The 18112-nt window shown below is 72.0% G+C and carries 21 protein-coding genes; 12 read left to right on the forward strand and 9 right to left on the reverse strand.

Translation table 11 applies throughout. The annotated features are described in order from the left end of the window. Positions 1-198: 198 nt before the first annotated feature. From ABTX62_RS06880 to ABTX62_RS06890, 3 genes are all read right to left on the reverse strand, one after another. Positions 199-1350, reverse strand: coding sequence for an FUSC family protein (locus ABTX62_RS06880; RefSeq protein ID WP_352115246.1), 1152 nt, complete (start codon positions 1348-1350; stop codon positions 199-201). Positions 1351-1546: 196 nt separating this feature from the next. Continuing rightward, on the reverse strand, positions 1547-2212 hold the full coding sequence (locus ABTX62_RS06885; protein WP_352115188.1) for an HAD family hydrolase: 666 nt from the start codon (positions 2210-2212) through the stop codon (positions 1547-1549). A gap of 38 nt (positions 2213-2250) precedes the next feature. After that, positions 2251-3291, reverse strand: coding sequence for a PHP domain-containing protein (locus ABTX62_RS06890; RefSeq protein ID WP_352115189.1), 1041 nt, complete (start codon positions 3289-3291; stop codon positions 2251-2253). Between the two features lie 123 nt (positions 3292-3414). Between ABTX62_RS06890 and ABTX62_RS06895 the strand changes: the two genes are divergently transcribed. Then, entirely contained in the window at positions 3415-4224 is an 810-nt protein-coding gene (locus ABTX62_RS06895; RefSeq protein ID WP_352115190.1) for an SDR family oxidoreductase, read from the forward strand. Between the two features lie 66 nt (positions 4225-4290). Next, positions 4291-4527, forward strand: coding sequence for a hypothetical protein (locus ABTX62_RS06900; RefSeq protein WP_248502216.1), 237 nt, complete (start codon positions 4291-4293; stop codon positions 4525-4527). Between the two features lie 243 nt (positions 4528-4770). Here ABTX62_RS06900 and ABTX62_RS06905 read toward each other — a convergent pair whose 3' ends face one another. The 4 genes from ABTX62_RS06905 to ABTX62_RS06920 all read right to left on the reverse strand — a co-directional run bounded on the left by ABTX62_RS06905 (position 4771) and on the right by ABTX62_RS06920 (position 7313). Next, a complete protein-coding gene (locus tag ABTX62_RS06905) occupies positions 4771-5337 on the reverse strand; it encodes a VanZ family protein (RefSeq protein ID WP_283972754.1) in 567 nt (188 codons plus the stop codon). 196 nt (positions 5338-5533) lie between these two features. Then, on the reverse strand, positions 5534-6196 hold the full coding sequence (locus ABTX62_RS06910; RefSeq protein WP_352115191.1) for a DUF4230 domain-containing protein: 663 nt from the start codon (positions 6194-6196) through the stop codon (positions 5534-5536). A gap of 102 nt (positions 6197-6298) precedes the next feature. Then, the gene (locus ABTX62_RS06915; protein WP_352115192.1) at positions 6299-6676 is read right to left on the reverse strand and encodes an anti-sigma factor antagonist; all 378 of its coding nucleotides are present in this window, start codon (positions 6674-6676) and stop codon (positions 6299-6301) included. A gap of 199 nt (positions 6677-6875) precedes the next feature. Further along, positions 6876-7313, reverse strand: a complete 438-nt coding sequence (locus tag ABTX62_RS06920; RefSeq protein ID WP_283972751.1) for a MarR family winged helix-turn-helix transcriptional regulator — start codon at positions 7311-7313, stop codon at positions 6876-6878. A gap of 103 nt (positions 7314-7416) precedes the next feature. On the opposite strand from ABTX62_RS06920, the gene ABTX62_RS06925 reads away from it, so the two are divergent. From ABTX62_RS06925 to ABTX62_RS06960, 8 genes are all read left to right on the forward strand, one after another. Next, positions 7417-8871, forward strand: coding sequence for an aldehyde dehydrogenase family protein (locus tag ABTX62_RS06925; RefSeq protein WP_352115193.1), 1455 nt, complete (start codon positions 7417-7419; stop codon positions 8869-8871). A gap of 22 nt (positions 8872-8893) precedes the next feature. After that, positions 8894-10000 (forward strand): NAD(P)-dependent alcohol dehydrogenase, encoded by a 1107-nt coding sequence (locus ABTX62_RS06930; protein WP_352115194.1) that lies wholly within the window; start codon positions 8894-8896, stop codon positions 9998-10000. 166 nt (positions 10001-10166) lie between these two features. Then, positions 10167-10613 carry a hypothetical protein gene (locus ABTX62_RS06935; RefSeq protein ID WP_502997913.1) on the forward strand — a complete coding sequence of 149 codons (447 nt, stop codon included), beginning with the start codon at positions 10167-10169 and terminating at the stop codon, positions 10611-10613. A 383-nt stretch (positions 10614-10996) separates the two neighbouring features. Further along, positions 10997-12718, forward strand: a complete 1722-nt coding sequence (locus ABTX62_RS06940) for an ATP-binding protein (protein WP_352115195.1) — start codon at positions 10997-10999, stop codon at positions 12716-12718. Continuing rightward, complete coding sequence (locus tag ABTX62_RS06945; protein WP_283972747.1) at positions 12715-13125, forward strand: roadblock/LC7 domain-containing protein; 411 nt, start codon at positions 12715-12717, stop codon at positions 13123-13125. Before ABTX62_RS06940 ends, ABTX62_RS06945 begins: the two co-directional genes overlap by 4 nt. Next, a complete protein-coding gene (locus tag ABTX62_RS06950; RefSeq protein ID WP_030845180.1) occupies positions 13122-13493 on the forward strand; it encodes a DUF742 domain-containing protein in 372 nt (123 codons plus the stop codon). The genes ABTX62_RS06945 and ABTX62_RS06950 overlap by 4 nt, the downstream gene beginning before the upstream one ends. Then, complete coding sequence (locus ABTX62_RS06955; RefSeq protein WP_283972746.1) at positions 13474-14076, forward strand: GTP-binding protein; 603 nt, start codon at positions 13474-13476, stop codon at positions 14074-14076. The genes ABTX62_RS06950 and ABTX62_RS06955 overlap by 20 nt, the downstream gene beginning before the upstream one ends. After that, positions 14073-15323 carry a cytochrome P450 gene (locus ABTX62_RS06960; RefSeq protein WP_352115196.1) on the forward strand — a complete coding sequence of 417 codons (1251 nt, stop codon included), beginning with the start codon at positions 14073-14075 and terminating at the stop codon, positions 15321-15323. The genes ABTX62_RS06955 and ABTX62_RS06960 overlap by 4 nt, the downstream gene beginning before the upstream one ends. A 47-nt stretch (positions 15324-15370) precedes the next feature. On the opposite strand, the gene ABTX62_RS06965 is transcribed toward ABTX62_RS06960, so the two are convergent. Further along, entirely contained in the window at positions 15371-16402 is a 1032-nt protein-coding gene (locus ABTX62_RS06965) for a 7-epi-alpha-eudesmol synthase (RefSeq protein ID WP_352115197.1), read from the reverse strand. 305 nt (positions 16403-16707) lie between these two features. Between ABTX62_RS06965 and ABTX62_RS06970 the strand changes: the two genes are divergently transcribed. Both ABTX62_RS06970 and ABTX62_RS06975 read left to right on the forward strand, forming a co-directional pair. Beyond that, on the forward strand, positions 16708-17166 hold the full coding sequence (locus ABTX62_RS06970; protein ID WP_352115198.1) for a pyridoxamine 5'-phosphate oxidase family protein: 459 nt from the start codon (positions 16708-16710) through the stop codon (positions 17164-17166). A gap of 79 nt (positions 17167-17245) precedes the next feature. Then, entirely contained in the window at positions 17246-17638 is a 393-nt protein-coding gene (locus ABTX62_RS06975) for a VOC family protein (RefSeq protein WP_283972742.1), read from the forward strand. A 152-nt stretch (positions 17639-17790) separates the two neighbouring features. Here ABTX62_RS06975 and ABTX62_RS06980 read toward each other — a convergent pair whose 3' ends face one another. Next, positions 17791-18069 carry a DUF4235 domain-containing protein gene (locus ABTX62_RS06980; protein ID WP_352115247.1) on the reverse strand — a complete coding sequence of 93 codons (279 nt, stop codon included), beginning with the start codon at positions 18067-18069 and terminating at the stop codon, positions 17791-17793. Between the last annotated feature and the right edge of the window lie 43 nt (positions 18070-18112).

An 18112-nucleotide genomic window follows, 5' to 3' on the forward strand; every position in this document is an offset into this window, starting at 1 on the left:
TCTCGGCCGCGTGGTTCCACGAGACGTGCCGAGTACCCGGGCGGAGCGGATTGCACATGGGTACGGAGAAGCCCCGGCCGGACGGGGGAATCACGGCCGGGGCGGCTGAAGGGCGGGTCCGGTCCGGACCCACACCTTGTTCAACGGGCAACCACCTCTGGGTGTTCCGGGGTCACCGCACCCGCCCGGTGAGGTGCGTCACTGTGCCCGGTCGTCCGGCACGGTCTCGGCCCAGAGGTTCTCCGCCTGCAGGAGCAGCGTGCCCAGCACGGCGGTGGGGGCGGCTCCCTCCCCGGCGTCACGGCGCAGTCTGTCCTGCAGTTCCTCGTGCAGCTTCCGCATCGCCTCCTCGGCCCCGTCGTCCGGCCGGGCGGTCACTGCCCCCTCGCTCAGGCCGTCGGCCTGAGCGCGCAGGGCGTCCCCGATCAGCTCCAGCAGCCGGGCGTACGAGTGCAGGGCCGGCCCCTCGGGCGGGGCGGGCGTCCGGTTGTCGTCCACGGACACCGCGAGGGCCCGGGTGAGCGTCGTGACGTGCCCGGTCACCCGGCCGAGCCGCTCGTCCTCCTCCTCGGCGGGCAGAACACCCTCGTGCGGTACGCGGTGCAGGGCGCGCAGCGGCGCGTAGGTCAGGCGCAGGCTCTCCTGGCTCCACCGGCGTGCCGAGCGCAGCGCCTTCAGCCGGTGGTCCAGCCGGGCCGAGGCCCTGACCCAGCCGTAGGCGGTCTGCGCGTCCCACTCGCCCTCGCGCAGATCGGCGGCGACCGTGTGCAGGACGTCCCCGGCCTCCCGGGCCAGCGCCGCCAGGTTCTCCCGCACGTCCCGCAGATGGATCGGAGGCAGAACGAGCGCGTTGACGGCGACGCCGATGACCGCGCCGATCGCGGCCTGACCCACCCGGTGCCCGACGGCGGGCAGACTCACCATGCCCGAGGAGATGACGAACAGGGCCGTGGTCGCCGCGTAGATGCCCTGGTCGCCGAAGCGGGGCCAGTTCGCCAGCAGCATCAGCACCGGTACCGACAGGGCGAGCGCGCCCGTCGTGTTGTCGGTGATGGCCTGCGCCCCGGAGGCGACCAGGGCGCCGACACAGATCGCCCCGAACTGGCGCGCACCCTGTACCAGCGAGCTGAAGACGGTGGCCTGCACCAGCACCAGCGCCACCCAGGGCGCCATCAGCGCCAGCGGGTCGCCCATCCAGACGCCGCCCACCAGCCAGGCGAGCACCGCCGCCCCGGCCGCCTTCAGCGACTGGACGACCAGATCCCGCTCCCGGCCGGGCCCGCTCCACGCCGCTCGCAGGGCGTTGAGGGCACCCAGCGTGTCGCGCCGAACCGCGTCCACCGGCCGCATGGAGCGCGCTCCCTGCTCCAGGTCGCGCATCCGCCCCCGGGCCGTCGGCGCTCCCCGAGGCCGCGCACCCGGGGTCGCCCCCTGGTCTTCGTCCTTGTCCTTCCGCCCGAGGAAGGCTCCCGCCGTCCGCCGTACCGCACTCGTCACACGCGTCATGTGCTGGGGGTATCCGTGTGACCGGGGGTTTCACGTCGCGTCATGACAGCGGGCTGTCGCCGAGGGCCGCCAGCAGGTGCGCGGGGTCGGCGTAGACCGCGTCCGCGCCGGACTCCTCCAGATCGGCGCGTGGGACACCGCCGCACAGGACGCCCACACAGCGCACTCCCGCCCTGCTGCCGGCCCGCATGTCCCACACGGTGTCGCCGACGAACACCGCCCGCTCCGCCGGCACCCCGGCCAGCTCCAGGGCGTGCTCGACCGGCTCGGGGGCGGGCTTGCCCTCGTCGACGTCGTCGGCGCTGGCCGTGGCGGCGATGGCCTCGTCCGCGTCGATCGCCCGGCGCAGCGCGCTCAGCTCCGCGCCGCCCGCCGAGGTGGCCAGCACCACCGTCCAGCCGTCCCGGTGCAGCCGCCGCAGCAGCCGTCCGGCCTCCGGCAGCGCGGGCAGCCGGTTGAAGTACTGCCCGTACAGCGCCTTGTGCCCGGCGCTGAGGTCCGCGTCCTGGTCCGTGTCCCGGTCGTCACCCAGCAGATGGGCGATCAGGTCGGTCGACGGCAGGCCCACGGCCCGGTGCACGGCGTGCATCGGCACCTGGTGGCCCGCCTGCCGGAAGGCCTCCCACCAGCTGACGACATGCAGATGATTGGTGTCGACCAGGGTGCCGTCGACATCGAACACGGCCGCCCGTCCCGCGCTTCCCATAAGTGCTGTCCTTTCCTCTCGGCCGCGCGGGTACCACGTCAGGCGCCCGCCACGCCCGACGGCACACGCCGCTCTCGCGTCCAGGCCAGAAGCTCGTCGAGGGACCACGAGGTCACCACCCGCTCGGGCGGCACCCCGCACTCCTCCGCCCGCGCGCACCCGTTGATCTGCCAGTCCAGCTGCCCCGGCGCGTGCGCGTCGGTGTCGACGGAGCACAGCACACCGGCCTCCACCGCCCGGCGCAGCAGCCGCCGGGGCGGGTCGAGCCGCTCCGGCCTGCTGTTGATCTCCAGGGCGGTGCCCGTCTCCGCGAGCGCCGCGAACACCTCGTCCGCGTCGAACTCCGACTCCGGCCGCCCCCGGCCGGTCACCAGCCGCCCCGTGCAGTGCCCGAGCACGTCCGAGTGCGGATCGCGTACGGCGGCCACCATCCGCCGGGTCATCGAGCGGGCGTCCATGCGCAGCTTGGAGTGCACCGACACCACCACCACGTCGAGCCGGTCCAGCAGCTCCGGCTCCTGGTCGAGCGAGCCGTCCTCGAGGATGTCGCACTCGATGCCGGTCAGCAGCCGGAACGGCGCCCAGGTCTCGTTCAGTTCCGCCACCACGTCCAGTTGCTCCCGCAGTCGTTCGGGCGACAGGCCGCGCGCCACCGTCAGCCGGGGCGAGTGGTCGGTCAGCACCGCCCACTGATGGCCCAGCTCCGCGGCGGCCCGCCCCATCTCCTCGATGGGGCTGCCGCCGTCCGACCAGTCGGAGTGCAGATGGCAGTCCCCGCGCAGCAGCGCCCGCAGCGTCTCCCCACCCCGCACGGCGGGCCGTTCCCGCGCCTCGCCCTCCAGCGTCGACAGGTAGCCGGGCACCTGACCGGCCAGCGACTCCCGCACCACCTGCGCGGTCTTCGGACCGACCCCTTTGAGCCGCTCCAGCGAGCCGTCCGCGGCCCGCCGGCGCACCTCGTCCGCGCCGAGGTCGTTCAGGACGCGGGCCGCCGTACGGAAGGCGCGCACGCGGTAGGTCGGTGCCAGGGACCGCTCCAGCAGGAAGGCGATCCGGTCCAGTGCCTCGACGGGGTCCATCGCCACCTCCACCTCAAGGGTTCCCCAGCGCACGGCGGGCCGCACGACGGGGTGCGCGGTTTGTCCCGGATCCCCCCGGGTACTGCGATGCTCGTCCCGCCCCCGTCGACGAGGAGGCCCGTCATGTCCGCTCCCAGCGCGTCGCCCGGCAAGGTCGCCGTGATCACCGGCGCCGATTCCGGCATCGGCCGGGCCACCGCCGTACGCCTGGCGCAGGCGGGCATGGACGTCGGGATCACCTACCACAGCGACCGCGAGGGCGCGGAGGAGACGGCCGACGAGGTGCGCTCGCACGGGCAGCGGGCCGAGGTCGCCCGGATGGATCTCACCCGGCTGCCCGAAGCGGCCGACACCGTCGACGAGTTGTGCGAGCGGCTCGGCCGGATCGACGTGCTGGTCAACAACGCCGGAACCGGCACCATGACGCCCTTCCTCGACCTGGAGCTGTCCGATGTGCGCGAGGTCCTGGACGTCGACCTCGTCGGACCGTTCCTCTGCGGGCAGAAGGCGGCCCGGCACATGATCGGGCACGGGGAGGGGGGCCGGATCGTCAACGTCACGTCCGTCCACGAGCACCAGCCGCGGGTGGGCGCCGCCCCCTACTGCGCCGCCAAGGGCGGTCTCGGGCTGCTCACCCAGGTCATGGCCCTCGAACTGGCCGAGCACCGCATCACCGTCAACGCCGTCGCGCCCGGCGAGATCTCCACGCCCATGACCGGCCAGGAGGACACCGATCCGCACACCGAGAGCCGCCCGGGCATCCCGCTCGGCCGGCCCGGTGACGCCCGCGAGGTCGCCGCCGTCATCGCGTTCCTCGCCGGCCCGGACGCCTCGTACGTCACGGGCGCCTCCTGGAGCGTCGACGGCGGCATGCTCCGGATGGGCCCGCAGGCCGGGTCCCACCTGGCCGGTCACGACTGGCGCCGTCCCTGAGCGGGCCTGCCGGCCGGCAGGCGCCCTGAGCCCGCGTCGGCGCCGGTTGCGTTCTACGCTCGATGCATGACCGAAAGCGCGAGCCCGTACATGTCCCACCCGCGGATCATGGTGCTCGGGGTGCAGCCGGGCACACCGCCGTTCCGGATCGTGCAGATCGACGGCCAGGTGGTCGGGGAGGCTCGGGCCGTCACCGACGTGCTGGCCGCCGCGGCCGCGTTCGGCATCACCGTGCACGACATGGACGATCCGGACGTGGTCCGCTGGGTGGGCGGAGACAAGTTCACCTGGACGGTGCACTAGTGCCTGCTGCGGCACGAGGCCCCTTCTGATGGATCTCCGCTGCGTCGCGACGCCCGGCACGCTCCCCGCTCTCGGCTTCGCTCGAACGGGAGGGGCCCCACCGCCGCACCGCGCGAAAGCCCAGGTAGCTCCGCTACGGGGGCTTCCCCGCGGCACTCCCCCAAGCTCTTCGAGCAGGGGGGACCCCCAGAGTACGCACCGAACGCCGCTCCGTCTCCCACGGAGATTCATCAGAAGGGGCCTCTAGGCCCGGTCGGCGGTGCGCCGGACCTTGCCGGTGGACGGTTCCTCGTCCGCCCTGTCCGGGCGCGGCTTGCGCGCGTGGACGGCCCTGCTGAGGCGGCGCCCCAGGAGCAGGTAGCCGATGAGCGCGCCCGTCGTGTTGAGGATGACGTCGTCGATGTCGAAGGCGCGTCCGGTGACCAGGGCACCCTGCGCGAACTCCACGAGGAGCATCACGACCGCCGTCAGGAGCAGCACGCGCAGGATGCCCCGGGTGCGGGGGGCGACCACCGGCACCAGGACGCCGAAGGGAATGCCGAGCGCGATGTTGCCGCCGATCTGTTTGACGGCGTCCCGCAGCTCGGGCTGGTCGAGATAGGCCTTGATGGAGCTGCCCGGCTGGAGATTGCTGTGGGTCAGCGCCTCCGAGGCGGGGGAGGGCTGCAGAGTCAGCCGGGCCAGCACCACGGCGAAGGCGACCATGAACAGGAACGCGCACAGTGTCGCCAGCAGCCGGACGGGCCACGGGAGCGGGCGTCGCTCGCTCCCCGACCCGGTGTTCCGGGGACGTGAGGCTGCACTGGCCATGGGGGGTCCTCCAGTCTTCGACTGCCCTGCGTGACACGGCGGTTACCCCCGGGCGGGTCGGCGATGCCATGGGGGGTCGTTCTCGGTCACGGTCCCCGGAGAGGTCGCCGGAGACCGTTCCCACCCTCGGTTGCCCCGTGTCCGCCAGGGCACTCCAGGCCGGGAGCCGACGTGCGCCGCCCCGTTCGGAAGCCGATCAGCTCCCGTACGAGACCCGCACCTCCTTGAAGCCCAGGGAATGCAGCAGGCCTTGGAGCATGTCGGTGGTGTTCGACTCGGCGCGTGCGGTCAGCTCGCTCTCCTTCGCCGCGTCGCCGATGTGCCGCACCGCGAGCTTCTGCACGGCCTGTTCGCCGTTGGGGTTGTCCGAGAAGAGGTCGCCGAGGCGGTCGAGGAGACCGCGCTGCTTGGAGACCGCGTAGGAGCGGTCGGGGTCGAGGGCGGGCTCGCCCAGCCGGGCGTGGGGCAGCCGGAGCGTGGCGGACGTGCGGTCGTCGTTGACCTTCACGTCGTTCTCGCCGATCTTGCCGAGGTCGACATAGGCGTCGACGGTCCCCGCGCCGACGTACAGGGTGCGGGTGCCCCGGATCGCGTCGGGCAGGAGCTTGGCGTCCTTCTCCAGGTCCACGACGACCTGGAAGTTGCCGGAGGCCGCGTCGTAACGGCTGATGTCCTGGATGGACTTCAGCAGCGCGGGTCCCGACCGGTCCTGCGTCTCGGTGCCGAACAGGTCCTTCAGGCCCGGGAGCACGCTCAGCCGGAGCCCGGCGAAGAACACGACGAGCACCAGCACGAGCGCGGCCACCACCTTCGCCCAGCCGGGCATGCGCCCGGGGAGGCGCTTGACGGGAGTCGTCATGCGACGGCCCTCCTTCCTACTGTCCGGATGCCCGCCACGCCCCGGGCCAGACCGCCGAGTTGCGGATCGGGTGACTCGGCGGAAGCACACGGGGCGCACTCCTCACGGGCGGGAGGTCGCCTCCGGCCGTTCCAGCGCCGCGTCCAGCGTCGGCTGCGGAGGCAGCACCCGGGACAGGCCGGTGATCCGCAGGACACGCAGGGTCAGCGGGTGGGAGCAGACCAGGAGCAGGTATCCCCGCCGGTCGAGCACCCGCTGACGGGCCCGGTACAGCAGCCGCAGACCGGAGCAGTCGAAGAACTCGATCCCGCTGAGGTCGATCACGACCCGGGCGGCCAGGCGGTCCGTCTCCCGGTCCAGGTGCGGGGTGATCTCCGCGGCCGCGGCGAGATCGATCTCACCGCGGAACTCCAGCACCGTGTGCCCCCGTTCCTGACGGACGCGCAGATGCCGGGTGAGCGGTGCAGGTTCCTGCCGCACGACGAGATCGCCTCCAGCCTGCTCCGTGCGTGGGGAGGGGCCACGGCTCAACGCCGTTCCCCGCCCTGCAAGTTACCCTCCATCGAGTGAATTTGAGCATGTTCGATTGACATATGTCTCCGAATTGCGGCCGAGTTGGCCGGTGTTCGCGCCGGGGTGTGCGCGGGAGCGTTCCAGGGGCGCTCAGGGGGCGGCGGGGTTACGACAGCGCGTGCCAGGCGCTGGTGAGCGCTTGGCGGAACTGCTCCGTCTGGTGCGCCGTGAGGTCGCGCACCATTCGCTCCTCCAGCTCCCGGACCGGCCCGGCGTGCCGGGCGAGCAGCTCGCGGCCGGAGTCGGTGAGCAGGATCAGCAGCTCCCGGCGATTGCGGGGGTTGCGCTCCCGGCGCACCAGTCCGCGGCCCTCCAGGGAACGGACCAGGTCCGCGATCGACTGGGCGGTGACGAAGGAGTCGCGCGCGAGCTGGGCGGCGGACAGGCCGTCATGGCGTTCCAGCACGGTGAGCGCCGTGTACTGCAGAGCGGTGATCCCGGACGGCCTGACCAGCTCGTCCAAGTGCGAGCGCACGACGAGCTCCACTTGCTTGACCATGTAGAGCAGGGAAGGAGGCGCCTTGGTCACCGGTGAGTCGAGCATGGGTGCAGGCTAGACCATTGACAGGAAACCTGTCTGTAAAGAGACTGCGCACAGACAGGAATCCTGTTTGTTGAAATCTTGGCGACGACGCTGAGGAGTGGCGATGACCACCTTCGAGAGCACACCCGGGCAGCTGTTCATCGGGGGCCGATGGCGCGAGGCCGCCGACGGGGCGCGCACCGGGGTGGTCGACCCGTCCCGGGGCGCGGTCGTCACCACCGTGGCCGAGGCCGGTCCCGACGACGTCGACGCGGCCGTGAGCGCCGCCCGCGAGGCCTTCGACGACGGTGCCTGGTCCGGTCTGAGCGGCCGCGAGCGCGGCCGGATACTGCACCGCGTCGCCGAGCTGATCCGGGAGAACGCCGACGAGCTCGCCGCGCTGGAGAGCCTTGACGTCGGCAAGCCGATCACGCTGTGCGGCGCGGTCGACATCACCAACGCGGCCAACGACTACGAGTACTACGCCCATCTCGCCCAGAGCCAGGACGGCGCCCTGCGCGACCTCCCCATGAACGCCCTCGCCTACACCAAGCGCGAGCCCCTCGGTGTGGTCGCCGCGATCACGCCGTTCAACTTCCCGCTGATCCTGGCCGGCTCGAAGATCGCCCCGGCGCTGGCGGCCGGCAACACGGTCGTCCACAAGCCCGCCGACGAGACGCCGCTCAGCGCCCTGTACATGGCCCGGCTGCTCCAGGAGGCGGGCGTCCCGGACGGTGTGGTCAACGTCGTGACCGGCAGTGGCCCGGTGGCGGGCGAGGCGCTGCTGCGGCACCGCGGTGTCGACAAGGTCGCCTTCACCGGCTCCACCGCGATCGGCCGTCACGTGGCGAGCGTCGCCGGTGAGGCGCTCAAGCCCGTCACCATGGAGCTCGGCGGGAACGCCGCGCACCTCGTGTTCGAGGACGCCGACCTGGAGAAGGCCGTCGGCGCGGTCATCAAGGGCTTCGTCTTCAACACCGGTCAGTTCTGCATGGGCGGTCCCCGCCTGCTGGTGGCCCGCTCGGTGTATCCCACCCTGCTCGGGATCCTCGCCGAAGCCGTGCCCGGTGTGCCGGTCGGCGACCCGCGCGACCCGGCCACCGTCATCGGCCCGATGGCGGCCGAGAAGCACCTGAAGAAGGTCGAGGAGTACGTCGCCCTGGCCCGCAAGGAGGGCGCCCGCATCGTCTGCGGAGGGGAACGGCTCGACCTCGACGGCGGCTACTACTACCAGCCCACCGTCATCGCCGACCTGGCCAACGACTCCCGCGTCATCCAGGAGGAGATCTTCGGCCCGGTCCTCACCGTGCAGCCCTTCGACGACGAGGACGAGGCCGTCGCCCTCGCCAACTCCACGCCGTACGGCCTGGCCTCGGGCGTCCAGACCAGCCACCTCGCCCGCGCCCACCGGGTCGCCGACCGGCTCCAGGCGGGCATCGTCTGGATCAACGACTGGGCGATGCTCGACCCGGCGGTGCCCTTCGGCGGGGTGAAGGACTCCGGCTACGGCCGCGAATACGGGCCCGAGGCGCTCGCCGGTTACACCAAGGTCAAGTCCGTCGTCGTCTCGCTCGACTGAGCACCGTCAAGGAGTCATCGCGATGCCCACCACCACCCGTGCCGCGGTCGTCGAGTCCGGCGGCGCGCCCTTCACCCTCTCCGACATCGTCCTCGACGAGCCCGGCCCGCACGAGGCGCTGGTCCGGATGGTCGCCACCGGCCTGTGCCACACCGACCTCGGGGTGGCCGGCGGCGGACTGCCCTTCCCGCTGCCCGGGGTCCTCGGCCACGAGGGCGCCGGCGTCGTCGAGGCCGTCGGGCCGGCCGTCACCGGCGTCGCGCCGGGCGACCACGTCCTGCTCTCCTTCACCTCCTGCGGCGACTGCCGCAACTGCCGCGGCGGGCACCCCGCGTACTGTGCGACCTGGCTGCCGCTGAACCTGATCGGCGGCAGCAGGGCCGACGGGACGAGCACCATCAGCCGGGGCGGCGAGGCGCTGGGCGGCCACTTCTTCGGCCAGTCCTCCTTCGCCGAGCGGGCCCTGGCCGACGAGCGGAGCCTGGTCAAGATCGACCCGGACGTGCCACTGGAGTCGATCGCCCCGCTGGGCTGCGGAGTGCAGACCGGTGTCGGTGCCGTGTGGAACGTTCTGAAGCCCGAGGCCGGCGGCACGGTCGTCGTGCTGGGCGCCGGAGCGGTGGGCCTGTCCGCCGTGATGGCGGCGGCCCTCACCCCGGCCACCAGGATCGTCGCCGTCGACCGGGTCGCCGAACGCCTGTCGCTGGCCGAGGAACTGGGCGCCACCCACACCGTCGACACCACCGGCACGGACCTCGCCCCGGCCCTCGCCGACATCACCGGCGGGCAGGGCGCGGACGGTGTCGTGGAGACCACCGGCAACGTCGGAGTCCTGCGCCAGGGCGTCGACGCGCTCGCCGCCCGCGGCACCCTGGTCGTCGTCGGCGCCCCGCCCTTCGGTACGGAGGTCGCCCTGGACGTCAACGGCCTGCTCGGCGGCAAGCGGATCGTCGGTCTCACCCTCGGCGACAGCGAGACCCGGACCATGATCCCGGCCCTGGTCCGCCTGGTGAAGGACGGACGACTCCCGCTGCACCGCCTGATCAGCACCTACCCCTTCGGGGACATCGACCGGGCGGCCCAGGACATGAGGTCGGGCAAGACCATCAAGCCGGTCCTGACGTTCTGACACCGTCGTGGCCGCCTGCCCCGGGGACGGGCGGCCACGACGGCCGCCTGCCCCCGGGGACGGGCGTCACGGCCCGCGTCCGCGACCGGACCGGGCACGACCGCCGCGCCGACCCGCCGCCGGGGGCGCGGCGGCCGGGGACGACTCGGGTGGGGCCGCCTCCGGTGTGGACGTCTGCCCGCACCTCGTCCGCGAGGATCACGGCAGCCACCTGGTCAACAGCGTCGCGTGCCGTCGCGTCGTCCCGCCCTTCCGGGACGGCGGCCAGGCCCAGTACGTCGAGCAGTCCGTCCCCGAGCAGGGTGCCGCGAGCACCGTCGCCACCCGCGCCCGGGCCCTGGAGCGCCTCGACGAACCGCTCACTCCGGCCGGCCTCTCCGGTCACGCCCGGATGAGCCGGCGCACCTTCACCCGCCGCTGCCACGACGAGGTGGGTCTCAGCCCGGTCCGCCGGCTGATCCAGCAGCGCGGGGCCCGGGGACCGGCATCCGCTGGAGTTCCAGCGCCTTTGAGCCTCCGCGACGCCGGTCGTGTCGTGAATCGCGCCCAAGAAATGGCCGGAGCAGCGCGGTTCACGGCAGGAGGCGATGCGCGGGTTCGGTCCGAGGCTTGACGGTCAATCAGATCGCGTGCCGGGTGGGCTTCGCGACCGGAGCCTCCCCGCGCCGGCATCTGAACGCGGCGATCGAGGGCTCCCCGCACGCCTGCCGCCGCACGTTCCGGACCGCCCGCCGGCGGCCGGGGCACCCGCGCGACCTGGTAAGCGGCCAATTCCACTGCCAGCAAAGACATTTGTCGACCTGTTGCCTTCCTTCAGAGCGTGACGGAACCCTCACCTCCGGCGGGCGGGCGCGGTTGATCCTTTGGGGTCGAAACCCGATAAGGTTCCCATTGGCGCTGCGAGTTGACGCGATCGCGTCCGGTCGACCCGCAGTGCGTACTCATGAGTGCGGTCCACACCCCCCCTGTTGATTCGTGTTGCTTCGAAGGATGCAGATGGAACTCGCCACTCCGCCACCGGCGGCGCGGGCCCCTGTCGCCTGGTACAGCTGGTGGTTGTTGCCGCTGGGACTGGGAGGCGGGACCGTTGCCGCCACGTTCATGAGCTCGGAGCGAATATCCGCGGCCGTCGCCGGAGTCGCGGCGACGGCGGCCGGTGCCGTGTGCGTGCGCCTGCTGCTGCGCACCCGGGCCCAACTGCACCGGGCGGAGGGTTCCTTCCGCACCACGCAGGCCGAGCACAACCAGCAGTGGCAGCAGCACGTGGCGGCCCTGGAACGCAAGTTCGCCGTTGAGCGCGCCACCCTGGAGTCCCAGCTCAACGAGCAGAACGCGACGTACGAGCGGCGCTTGGCCGACCAGAGCGCCACGTACGAGACGCAGCTCGCCGACCGGTCCCGGGCCTATGAGGAACGGCTGACCGAGCAGGCCACGTCCTACGAGGCCCAGCTCGCCGACCAGGCCGCGGTCTGGCAGGAGCAGCTCTCCCACCAGCTCGCCGCGGTCGCCCGGCTCGCCGACGAGCAGCTGCCCGACGCGATGGAGAAGCTGCGTGCCGGCGACGCCATCGACGACCTGCTGCCCACGGTCAACCAGTGCGCCAAGGTCAGTTCGGAGCTCCAGACCGAACTGCGCAAGCTGCTGCGCACCTCCCTGGTCGGCCTGGAGGCGGAGTTCGACCGCTCCACCTCCGCCGAGCAGGCGGTGATCAGCATCGGCAACCGCATCCACGTCCTGACCAGCAAGCTCCGTGGCCGTCTGCACGAGATGCAGGGCGAGCACGGCCGCCTGCCGGCCGTCGCCCGAGGCCTGATGGAGCTCGACCAGGAGCTCGGCCCCGCCGACTCCCTCGCCGCGAGTATCGGTGTGCTCGGCGGCTCGGACCGGCCCGGCCGGCAGTGGCAGGAAGCACAGCGGCTGCTGAGCGTGGTGCGCGGCGGCATCGGCCGGATCAAGGACTTCCACCGGATCCAGGTGCGCCATCTGCCCGAACTCGGCGTCGACGGCGGTCTCGTGGACCACCTCACGCTGATCCTGGCCCACCTCCTGGACAACGCCGCCCGCTACTCGCCGCCCACCGAGCCGGTGCTCATCTCCGGCAAGGAGGTGCCCAACGGGGTCGGCATCGAGATCCAGGACTCCGGCAAGGGCCTGAGCGAGGAGAAGAAGCGCGAGGCCGAGCACGCCCTCGCGGGCACCGCGCCCGGCGCGGGCCTCGGGGGCATCACCGAGGACGCCAACATCGGTCTCCGGGTCGTCGGCGCCCTCGCCCGCCGCTACGGCATCCGCGTCACCTTCGCGGACTCGCCGTGGCTCGGTACGTCCGTGGTGATCGTGGTCCCGCACAAGTACTTCACTCCCCTGCCCACGGCCGCGACCGCGCCGGAGGTCCGCACCGCCCCGGCCGCCCCGGCCCCCGAGACGGTCATCGCACCGGCCCCACCGGCCGCGCAGGCCGAGACCGGGGAGACCACGCCCGGTGGGCTGCCCCGGCGCCGCAGCAAGCGGAACGAGACGGAGGCGTCGAAGCAGGCCGGGCGGACCGACCGGGGAACCGTCGCCGCCGTCCCGCCGGACGCGTCCTTCTCGGGACTCGCCGCCTTCGCCACCGCCGGACGCGACACGGCGGAGGCCTTCCCGGCGGCCGACGAACGCGACACCGTCGCCGGCCGCGAGTACACCGAGCACCGCACCGAAGAGAGCGATCAGTCCTCATGACGCAACAAGGAACAGACGTGAGCTGGGCGCTCCGCGATCTCGTCGAGAGCATCCAGGAGATCCGTTTCGCCCTGGTGGCCTCCAGCGACGGCAAGGCCATCACCTCCTACGGCGCCGAAGACCCCGACGACGTCGACCGCTTCGCCGCCGTGGTGGCCGGCCTGCAGGCCCTGGCCCAGCCGGTCGCCGAGCAGTTCCCCAAGTACGCCGGGCAACTGCGGCTCGCGATGATCGAGGTGGACGGCGGGCACCTCTTCGTCGTGCGCGCGGGTGTGGAGACGTACCTCGGTGTCCTCGCCAGGGAAGGTCTCGACCAAGGCCTGCTCGGACACCAGATGAGGGACCTGGCCCGCAGGATGGGTGAGCTCCTCGGTACCACTCCGCGCCAGGAGGAGCACTCTGGATGAGTGCTCCCCGCAGGCCGTCGGACCCGTCCGGTCTCGAGCGCTACTACGTCCTCACCGGAGGGCGCAGCGGACCGGGCGGTTCGGCGTCGAGCCTCGACGTGGCGACCCTGGTGGTCTCCCGCGCCGCCCCTTTACCGGGCATGCAGCACGAGCACGAGGAGATACTCCGCCGCTGCCGCGACCCGCTGTCGGTCGCCGAACTCGGCGCTCATCTCGGGCTCCCCTTCAACATTCTCGCGGTGCTGCTGTCCGACCTGCTGGACGCAGGTCGCGTCGAAGCCCGTAATCCCATCCCGGCACACGAAGCCGGCCGCGGGCCCGACCTCGCGCTCCTTGAGGAGGTACTCAGTGGACTTGAAAGGCTTTGACCAACCCGGAGGCTCGGCCGGGGACACCCGTTCGGTGAAGGTGATGATCGCCGGCGGGTTCGGCACCGGGAAGACCACCATGGTCCGGTCGGTCAGCGACATCAAGCCGCTCACCACCGAGGAGACCCTCACCCAGGCCAGTGCCGACGTCGACCACCTCATCGGCGTCGCCGACAAGACGCAGACCACCGTCAGTCTGGACTTCGGCAAGATCGGCATCAACGAGAGCCTGGTGCTGTACCTGTTCGGCACGCCCGGGCAGGAGCGCTTCTGGTTCCTGTGGAACGGGCTGTTCAAGGGGGCGCTCGGCGCGATCGTCCTGGTGGACACCCGCCGTCTGGAGTCCAGCTTCCGGGCGATCGAGGAGATGGAGCGGCAGGACGTCCCCTTCGTCGTGGCGCTGAACGTCTTCCCCGACTCCCGGAACTACCCCGTCGAGGAGATCCGGGACGCCCTGGACATCCCCGAGAACACCCCGGTGGTGACCTTCGACGCCCGCGACCGGGCCTCCAGCCGGGATGTCCTGGTCGCCCTGATCCACCATCTGAAGGAACGCTCGGCCGTGGCCCTGGAGCCCCGATGAACGACTCGACCGAAGCCGGCCTCCAGGCCATGCGCGGCTGCCCCGTCGCCCACCACGGGGCCGACCCGGCCCGGCTGTACGGCCCGGACGCCGCCACCGACCCGGCGGGCATCTACGAGCGGCTGCGCAAGGAACACGGTTCGGTCGCGCCGGTCCTGCTCGAAGGGGACGTGCCCGCGTGGCTGGTCCTGGGCTACCGCGACAACCGGCGGGTGCTCGACAACCCCCGCCAGTTCAGCCGGGACGCGAGGATCTGGCGGGACTGGGCCGAAGGGCGCGTCGAGGAGACCTCGCCGCTCATCCCGATGATCGGCTGGCGGCCGGACTGCGTGTCCCAGGACGGCGAACCGCACCGCAGGCTGCGTGCGGCCGTCACCGACGGGCTCCAGGCGGCGGCGGCCCGCGGCATCCGGCGCCACGCGACCCGCCTCGCGAACAAGCAGATCGACGCGTTCGCGGACACCGGCCGGGCCGACCTCGTCTCGGACTACGCCGAGTACCTGCCGATGCTGGTGCTCTCGCGCATCCTCGGGCTCCCCGAGGCGGAGGGGCGCGACCTGGTCGAGTCCTGCGCCCACGTCCTCAAGGGTGGTGAGGACGCCCTCGCGCACAACGAGCGCATCATGGTGATCCTCGGCGAACTGGCCGAACGCAAGCGCGCCGAGCCCGGTGGCGACTTCACCACCGCCCTGCTGGGGCACGCGGCCGGTCTCGACGAGGAAGAGGTGGTCAGCCATCTGCGTCTGGTGCTGATCGCCGCGCACACCACGACCAGCAACCTGCTGGCCCGGGTGCTGCAGATCGTCCTCACCGACACCGCCCGGCTGTCCGGACTGATCAGCGGGCAGCTGAACATCTCCGCCGTGGTGGAGGAGGTCATGTGGAACAGCCCGCCGCTGGCGGTGCTGCCGGGCCGGTTCGCCGCGAGCGACCTGGAGCTCGGAGGACACCGGATCCAGGAGGGCGACCTGCTGGTGCTGGGCCTCGCGGCGGGTAACACCGACCCCGAGATCCGGCCGGACACGGGCGTCTCGGTCCAGGGCAACCAGGCGCACCTGGCGTTCAGTTCGGGTCCGCACGAGTGCCCCGGGCAGAGCATCGGCCAGTCCATCATCGAGATCGCGGTGGACGTCCTGCTGCACCGCCTGCCGGGCCTGACGCTGGCCGTGCCCCCGGAGGAGCTGACCTCGACCGCCTCCACCTGGGAGTCACGGCTGGACAGCCTGCCGGTCCAATTCGCCGTATAGGGCCGCCGGGTGGGGCCCGGCCGGACGTCCGGCCGGGCCCCACCCGGTCATATGGTCAGCAGGTCGTCCACCGAGCCGCGCCCGGCCTGTTCGGCCGTGGCCACCGCGCCCTGCTTCGCCGCCGCGTAGCGGCCGGTCGTCAGGGCCCACTCGTAGTTGCCGTTGATCCAGTGCTGGATGGCCTCCACCCCCATCCGCACCCGGTCCCGCTCCGCGTCGTCGAGCCGCAGCTCGTCGCACATCCCGGGAACGCTCTCCTGGAGTTCGAGGTACTCGTCGAGACAGCCGATCGTCATCCGGTACGCCTCGTCCACGGCCTCCTGCCAGGAGCAGCCCCGTTCCCGGCGGAGCACGGCGATGAGGTTGTGGCCGTCGCCGCGGCGCTTCTCCCGCTCGAAGGAGTGGATGTCGTTCATGAACCCGATGGTGTCCGCCGCCAGATCGCGCATCCGCTCCATCACCGGATGCGCCATCGCCTGAGCCGGCACCTCGAAACCGCGGCTGCGCTCACCCGCGTCGATGCTGTGGTGGATGCCGACCGTACGGCGCCGGAAGGCCGTGTACTCGTCGAGCGCGAGCGTTCCCTCCAGGCCCCGGGCGGCCAGGTCGACCTCCTCGCAGTGCGCGACGAGGAATCTGCCCCAGGAGGCGGCGAACCGCGTCTGCCATGTCAGGGACATGTCATGCGAGAGGCGGTTCCACACCTCGGCCCAGGCGAGGGATATCGGACAGACCACCCGGGGCGGACTGCCCGCCGGGCGCAGGGGAGTGGCGATCAGCTCCCGGGCGACCTCCGCAATGCGGTCGGCCCGGTCCGGCCGGCCGACGTCGAACTGGTCGTCGAAGAGGAAGGCCAGGGAGAACCAGTTCATCAGGACGACCAGGTCCTCGGCCGACGCGTGGGGATAGGTCCGGGCGGCGGCCAGGGGCAGGTCCCATGACCTGTACTCCTCGAACCCCTCCCGGCTGCGGACCAGGCGCATCTCCCACACCCAGCGCAGATGCCGCGCCCGGGCGGACTCCAGATGCTCACTGACGGGTGTGTCGAAGGGGAGGTCGAACCGGACGTCCTGAGGCATGTGCTTCCTTTCGGGAGACGGACCGCAGAGCCCCCCCGCCCCTGCGAGCTGACGGTGCCATGACCGGCCGCGCACTCGAACTCGGCTTCGCACGACGAACCTTGAATCGAGAAGCGGTACGAGACTGCCCACGGCGCGAATCGGCCATTCCGTGACAAGGCCGTGATCTCGGTTACTGCGAAAAGCGCTTGAACTGCGTACCCTGCCTCCTCCCCCGCGGGGCACGGCCTGTCCGCCGAGCCTCCGACGCCCGGGACGCCACACTGGTCCGAGTCCGTTCGACGACTCGCCAGGAGGCCACCGCGATGACACCCGTTCGCAGCGCCGAGCAGCGCAAGAAGGACACCCTCCACCGCCTGGACCACGACGTGGACGCCTGGGTCGCCACGGCGGACCGCGCGACGGGGACGCCGTACCTCGTCCCGCTGTCCTTCCTCTGGAACGGCTCGTACCTGCTCTTCGCCACACCCGCGTCCAGCCCCACCGGACGGAACCTGGCCGGGTCCGGCCGGGCCCGGGTGGGCATCGGGCCGACCCGTGACGTCGTCCTCGTCGAGGGCACCGTCGAGACGGCGCAGCCCGGTGAGCTGACCGAGCAGGACGCCGAACTCTTCGCCGCCGAGACCGGGTTCGACCCCCGTCGGCTCGCCACGCCGTATCTGTACTTCCGGGTCGTGCCGCGGCGGATCCAGGCCTGGCGGGAGGCCGATGAGCTCGAGGGCCGCGAACTCATGCGTGACGGGCGGTGGTTGCCGACCGACTGAATCGGCCGGTCCGGGATATCCGCAGGATACGGGTCCGCGGGGCACGACCGCCTTGCGACCGGAATCCTGCGGAGGAGACATGGCACTGGTGAAAGCGGGGGTCCTCGTGCTCGACTGCGCCGAGCCCGAGAAGCTCGCCGTGTTCTACAAGGAGCTGCTGGAGGGGGAGGAGTCGGACGTCACGGCCAACCGGGTGGAGATCAAGACCGCCGACGGCTTCCGGGTCGCACTGCGCCGGGACGTCAACGCCACTCCGCCCAGCTGGCCGCGCCCCGAGAACTCCCTCCAGGCCCATCTGGAGTTCGTGGTCGACGACCTCGACGCGGTCGAACGCCGCGTCATCAGCCTCGGCGGCCGCCCCCTGGAGGCCAAGGAGCCCTCGGGCCCGCTGGAGGAGCGCGGCTACGCCGACCCGGCGGGTCACTCCTTCATCGTGCGCCGCACCGCACCGACAACACCCAAGCAGGGCTGAGCGCGCGGCTCACCGGGCGCCGCGAGGTCCGGCGGCCCAGGAGCCGTGGGCCCGCGCACCGGGGCGCGCCCCGCAGGCACACGATCGGGGCGGACGGCCGGGCGCACAGGGACGGCCCCGCCCGGCAGAGGCCGGGCGGGGCCGTCGCGGTGTCAGTCCCGGCCGCCCTTCTCACCGGCCGGCCACGTGCCGGTCGAACGCTCGATGGCCTTGGCGCCCGCGCGGTCCACGGCGCTGCGCACCACCCCGAAGAGGGCGCCCTGGATCGCGGCGGCCAAGAGCACTTCGCCCCAGCCACGGTCCTTGTCCAGCGCGTCGGGCGCGTCCTCCTCGTGCCGGATCGCCATCCACGTCTTGCGGAAGGCCAGCCCGGCCAGCCAGCCGCCCGACCAGCCGAGCACGAACCCGAAAGGCTGGTACGCGAGGGACATCTTCTTCTTCGCCACGAGAACTCCTTGATCGCTGAGGGGAATG

Origin of the sequence: Streptomyces sp. NPDC096046 (assembly GCF_040303285.1) — a bacterium.
In the GTDB taxonomy this organism is placed as follows: domain Bacteria; phylum Actinomycetota; class Actinomycetes; order Streptomycetales; family Streptomycetaceae; genus Streptomyces.

Excerpts from the sequence above, each read along its gene's own strand:
- ABTX62_RS06925 (WP_352115193.1), top strand. The coding sequence starts at position 7,417 with ATGACCACCTTCGAGAGCACACCCGGGCAGCTGTTCATCGGGGGCCGA.
- ABTX62_RS06975 (WP_283972742.1), top strand. The coding sequence starts at position 17,246 with ATGGCACTGGTGAAAGCGGGGGTCCTCGTGCTCGACTGCGCCGAGCCC.
- ABTX62_RS06900 (WP_248502216.1), top strand. The coding sequence starts at position 4,291 with ATGACCGAAAGCGCGAGCCCGTACATGTCCCACCCGCGGATCATGGTG.
- ABTX62_RS06890 (WP_352115189.1), bottom strand. The coding sequence starts at position 3,291 with ATGGACCCCGTCGAGGCACTGGACCGGATCGCCTTCCTGCTGGAGCGG.
- ABTX62_RS06960 (WP_352115196.1), top strand. The coding sequence starts at position 14,073 with ATGAACGACTCGACCGAAGCCGGCCTCCAGGCCATGCGCGGCTGCCCC.
- ABTX62_RS06880 (WP_352115246.1), bottom strand. The coding sequence starts at position 1,350 with ATGCGGCCGGTGGACGCGGTTCGGCGCGACACGCTGGGTGCCCTCAAC.
- ABTX62_RS06965 (WP_352115197.1), bottom strand. The coding sequence starts at position 16,402 with ATGCCTCAGGACGTCCGGTTCGACCTCCCCTTCGACACACCCGTCAGT.
- ABTX62_RS06950 (WP_030845180.1), top strand. The coding sequence starts at position 13,122 with ATGAGTGCTCCCCGCAGGCCGTCGGACCCGTCCGGTCTCGAGCGCTAC.
- ABTX62_RS06930 (WP_352115194.1), top strand. The coding sequence starts at position 8,894 with ATGCCCACCACCACCCGTGCCGCGGTCGTCGAGTCCGGCGGCGCGCCC.
- ABTX62_RS06980 (WP_352115247.1), bottom strand. The coding sequence starts at position 18,069 with ATGTCCCTCGCGTACCAGCCTTTCGGGTTCGTGCTCGGCTGGTCGGGC.
- ABTX62_RS06905 (WP_283972754.1), bottom strand. The coding sequence starts at position 5,337 with ATGGCCAGTGCAGCCTCACGTCCCCGGAACACCGGGTCGGGGAGCGAG.
- ABTX62_RS06940 (WP_352115195.1), top strand. The coding sequence starts at position 10,997 with ATGGAACTCGCCACTCCGCCACCGGCGGCGCGGGCCCCTGTCGCCTGG.
- ABTX62_RS06970 (WP_352115198.1), top strand. The coding sequence starts at position 16,708 with ATGACACCCGTTCGCAGCGCCGAGCAGCGCAAGAAGGACACCCTCCAC.
- ABTX62_RS06945 (WP_283972747.1), top strand. The coding sequence starts at position 12,715 with ATGACGCAACAAGGAACAGACGTGAGCTGGGCGCTCCGCGATCTCGTC.
- ABTX62_RS06885 (WP_352115188.1), bottom strand. The coding sequence starts at position 2,212 with ATGGGAAGCGCGGGACGGGCGGCCGTGTTCGATGTCGACGGCACCCTG.
- ABTX62_RS06895 (WP_352115190.1), top strand. The coding sequence starts at position 3,415 with ATGTCCGCTCCCAGCGCGTCGCCCGGCAAGGTCGCCGTGATCACCGGC.
- ABTX62_RS06910 (WP_352115191.1), bottom strand. The coding sequence starts at position 6,196 with ATGACGACTCCCGTCAAGCGCCTCCCCGGGCGCATGCCCGGCTGGGCG.
- ABTX62_RS06920 (WP_283972751.1), bottom strand. The coding sequence starts at position 7,313 with ATGCTCGACTCACCGGTGACCAAGGCGCCTCCTTCCCTGCTCTACATG.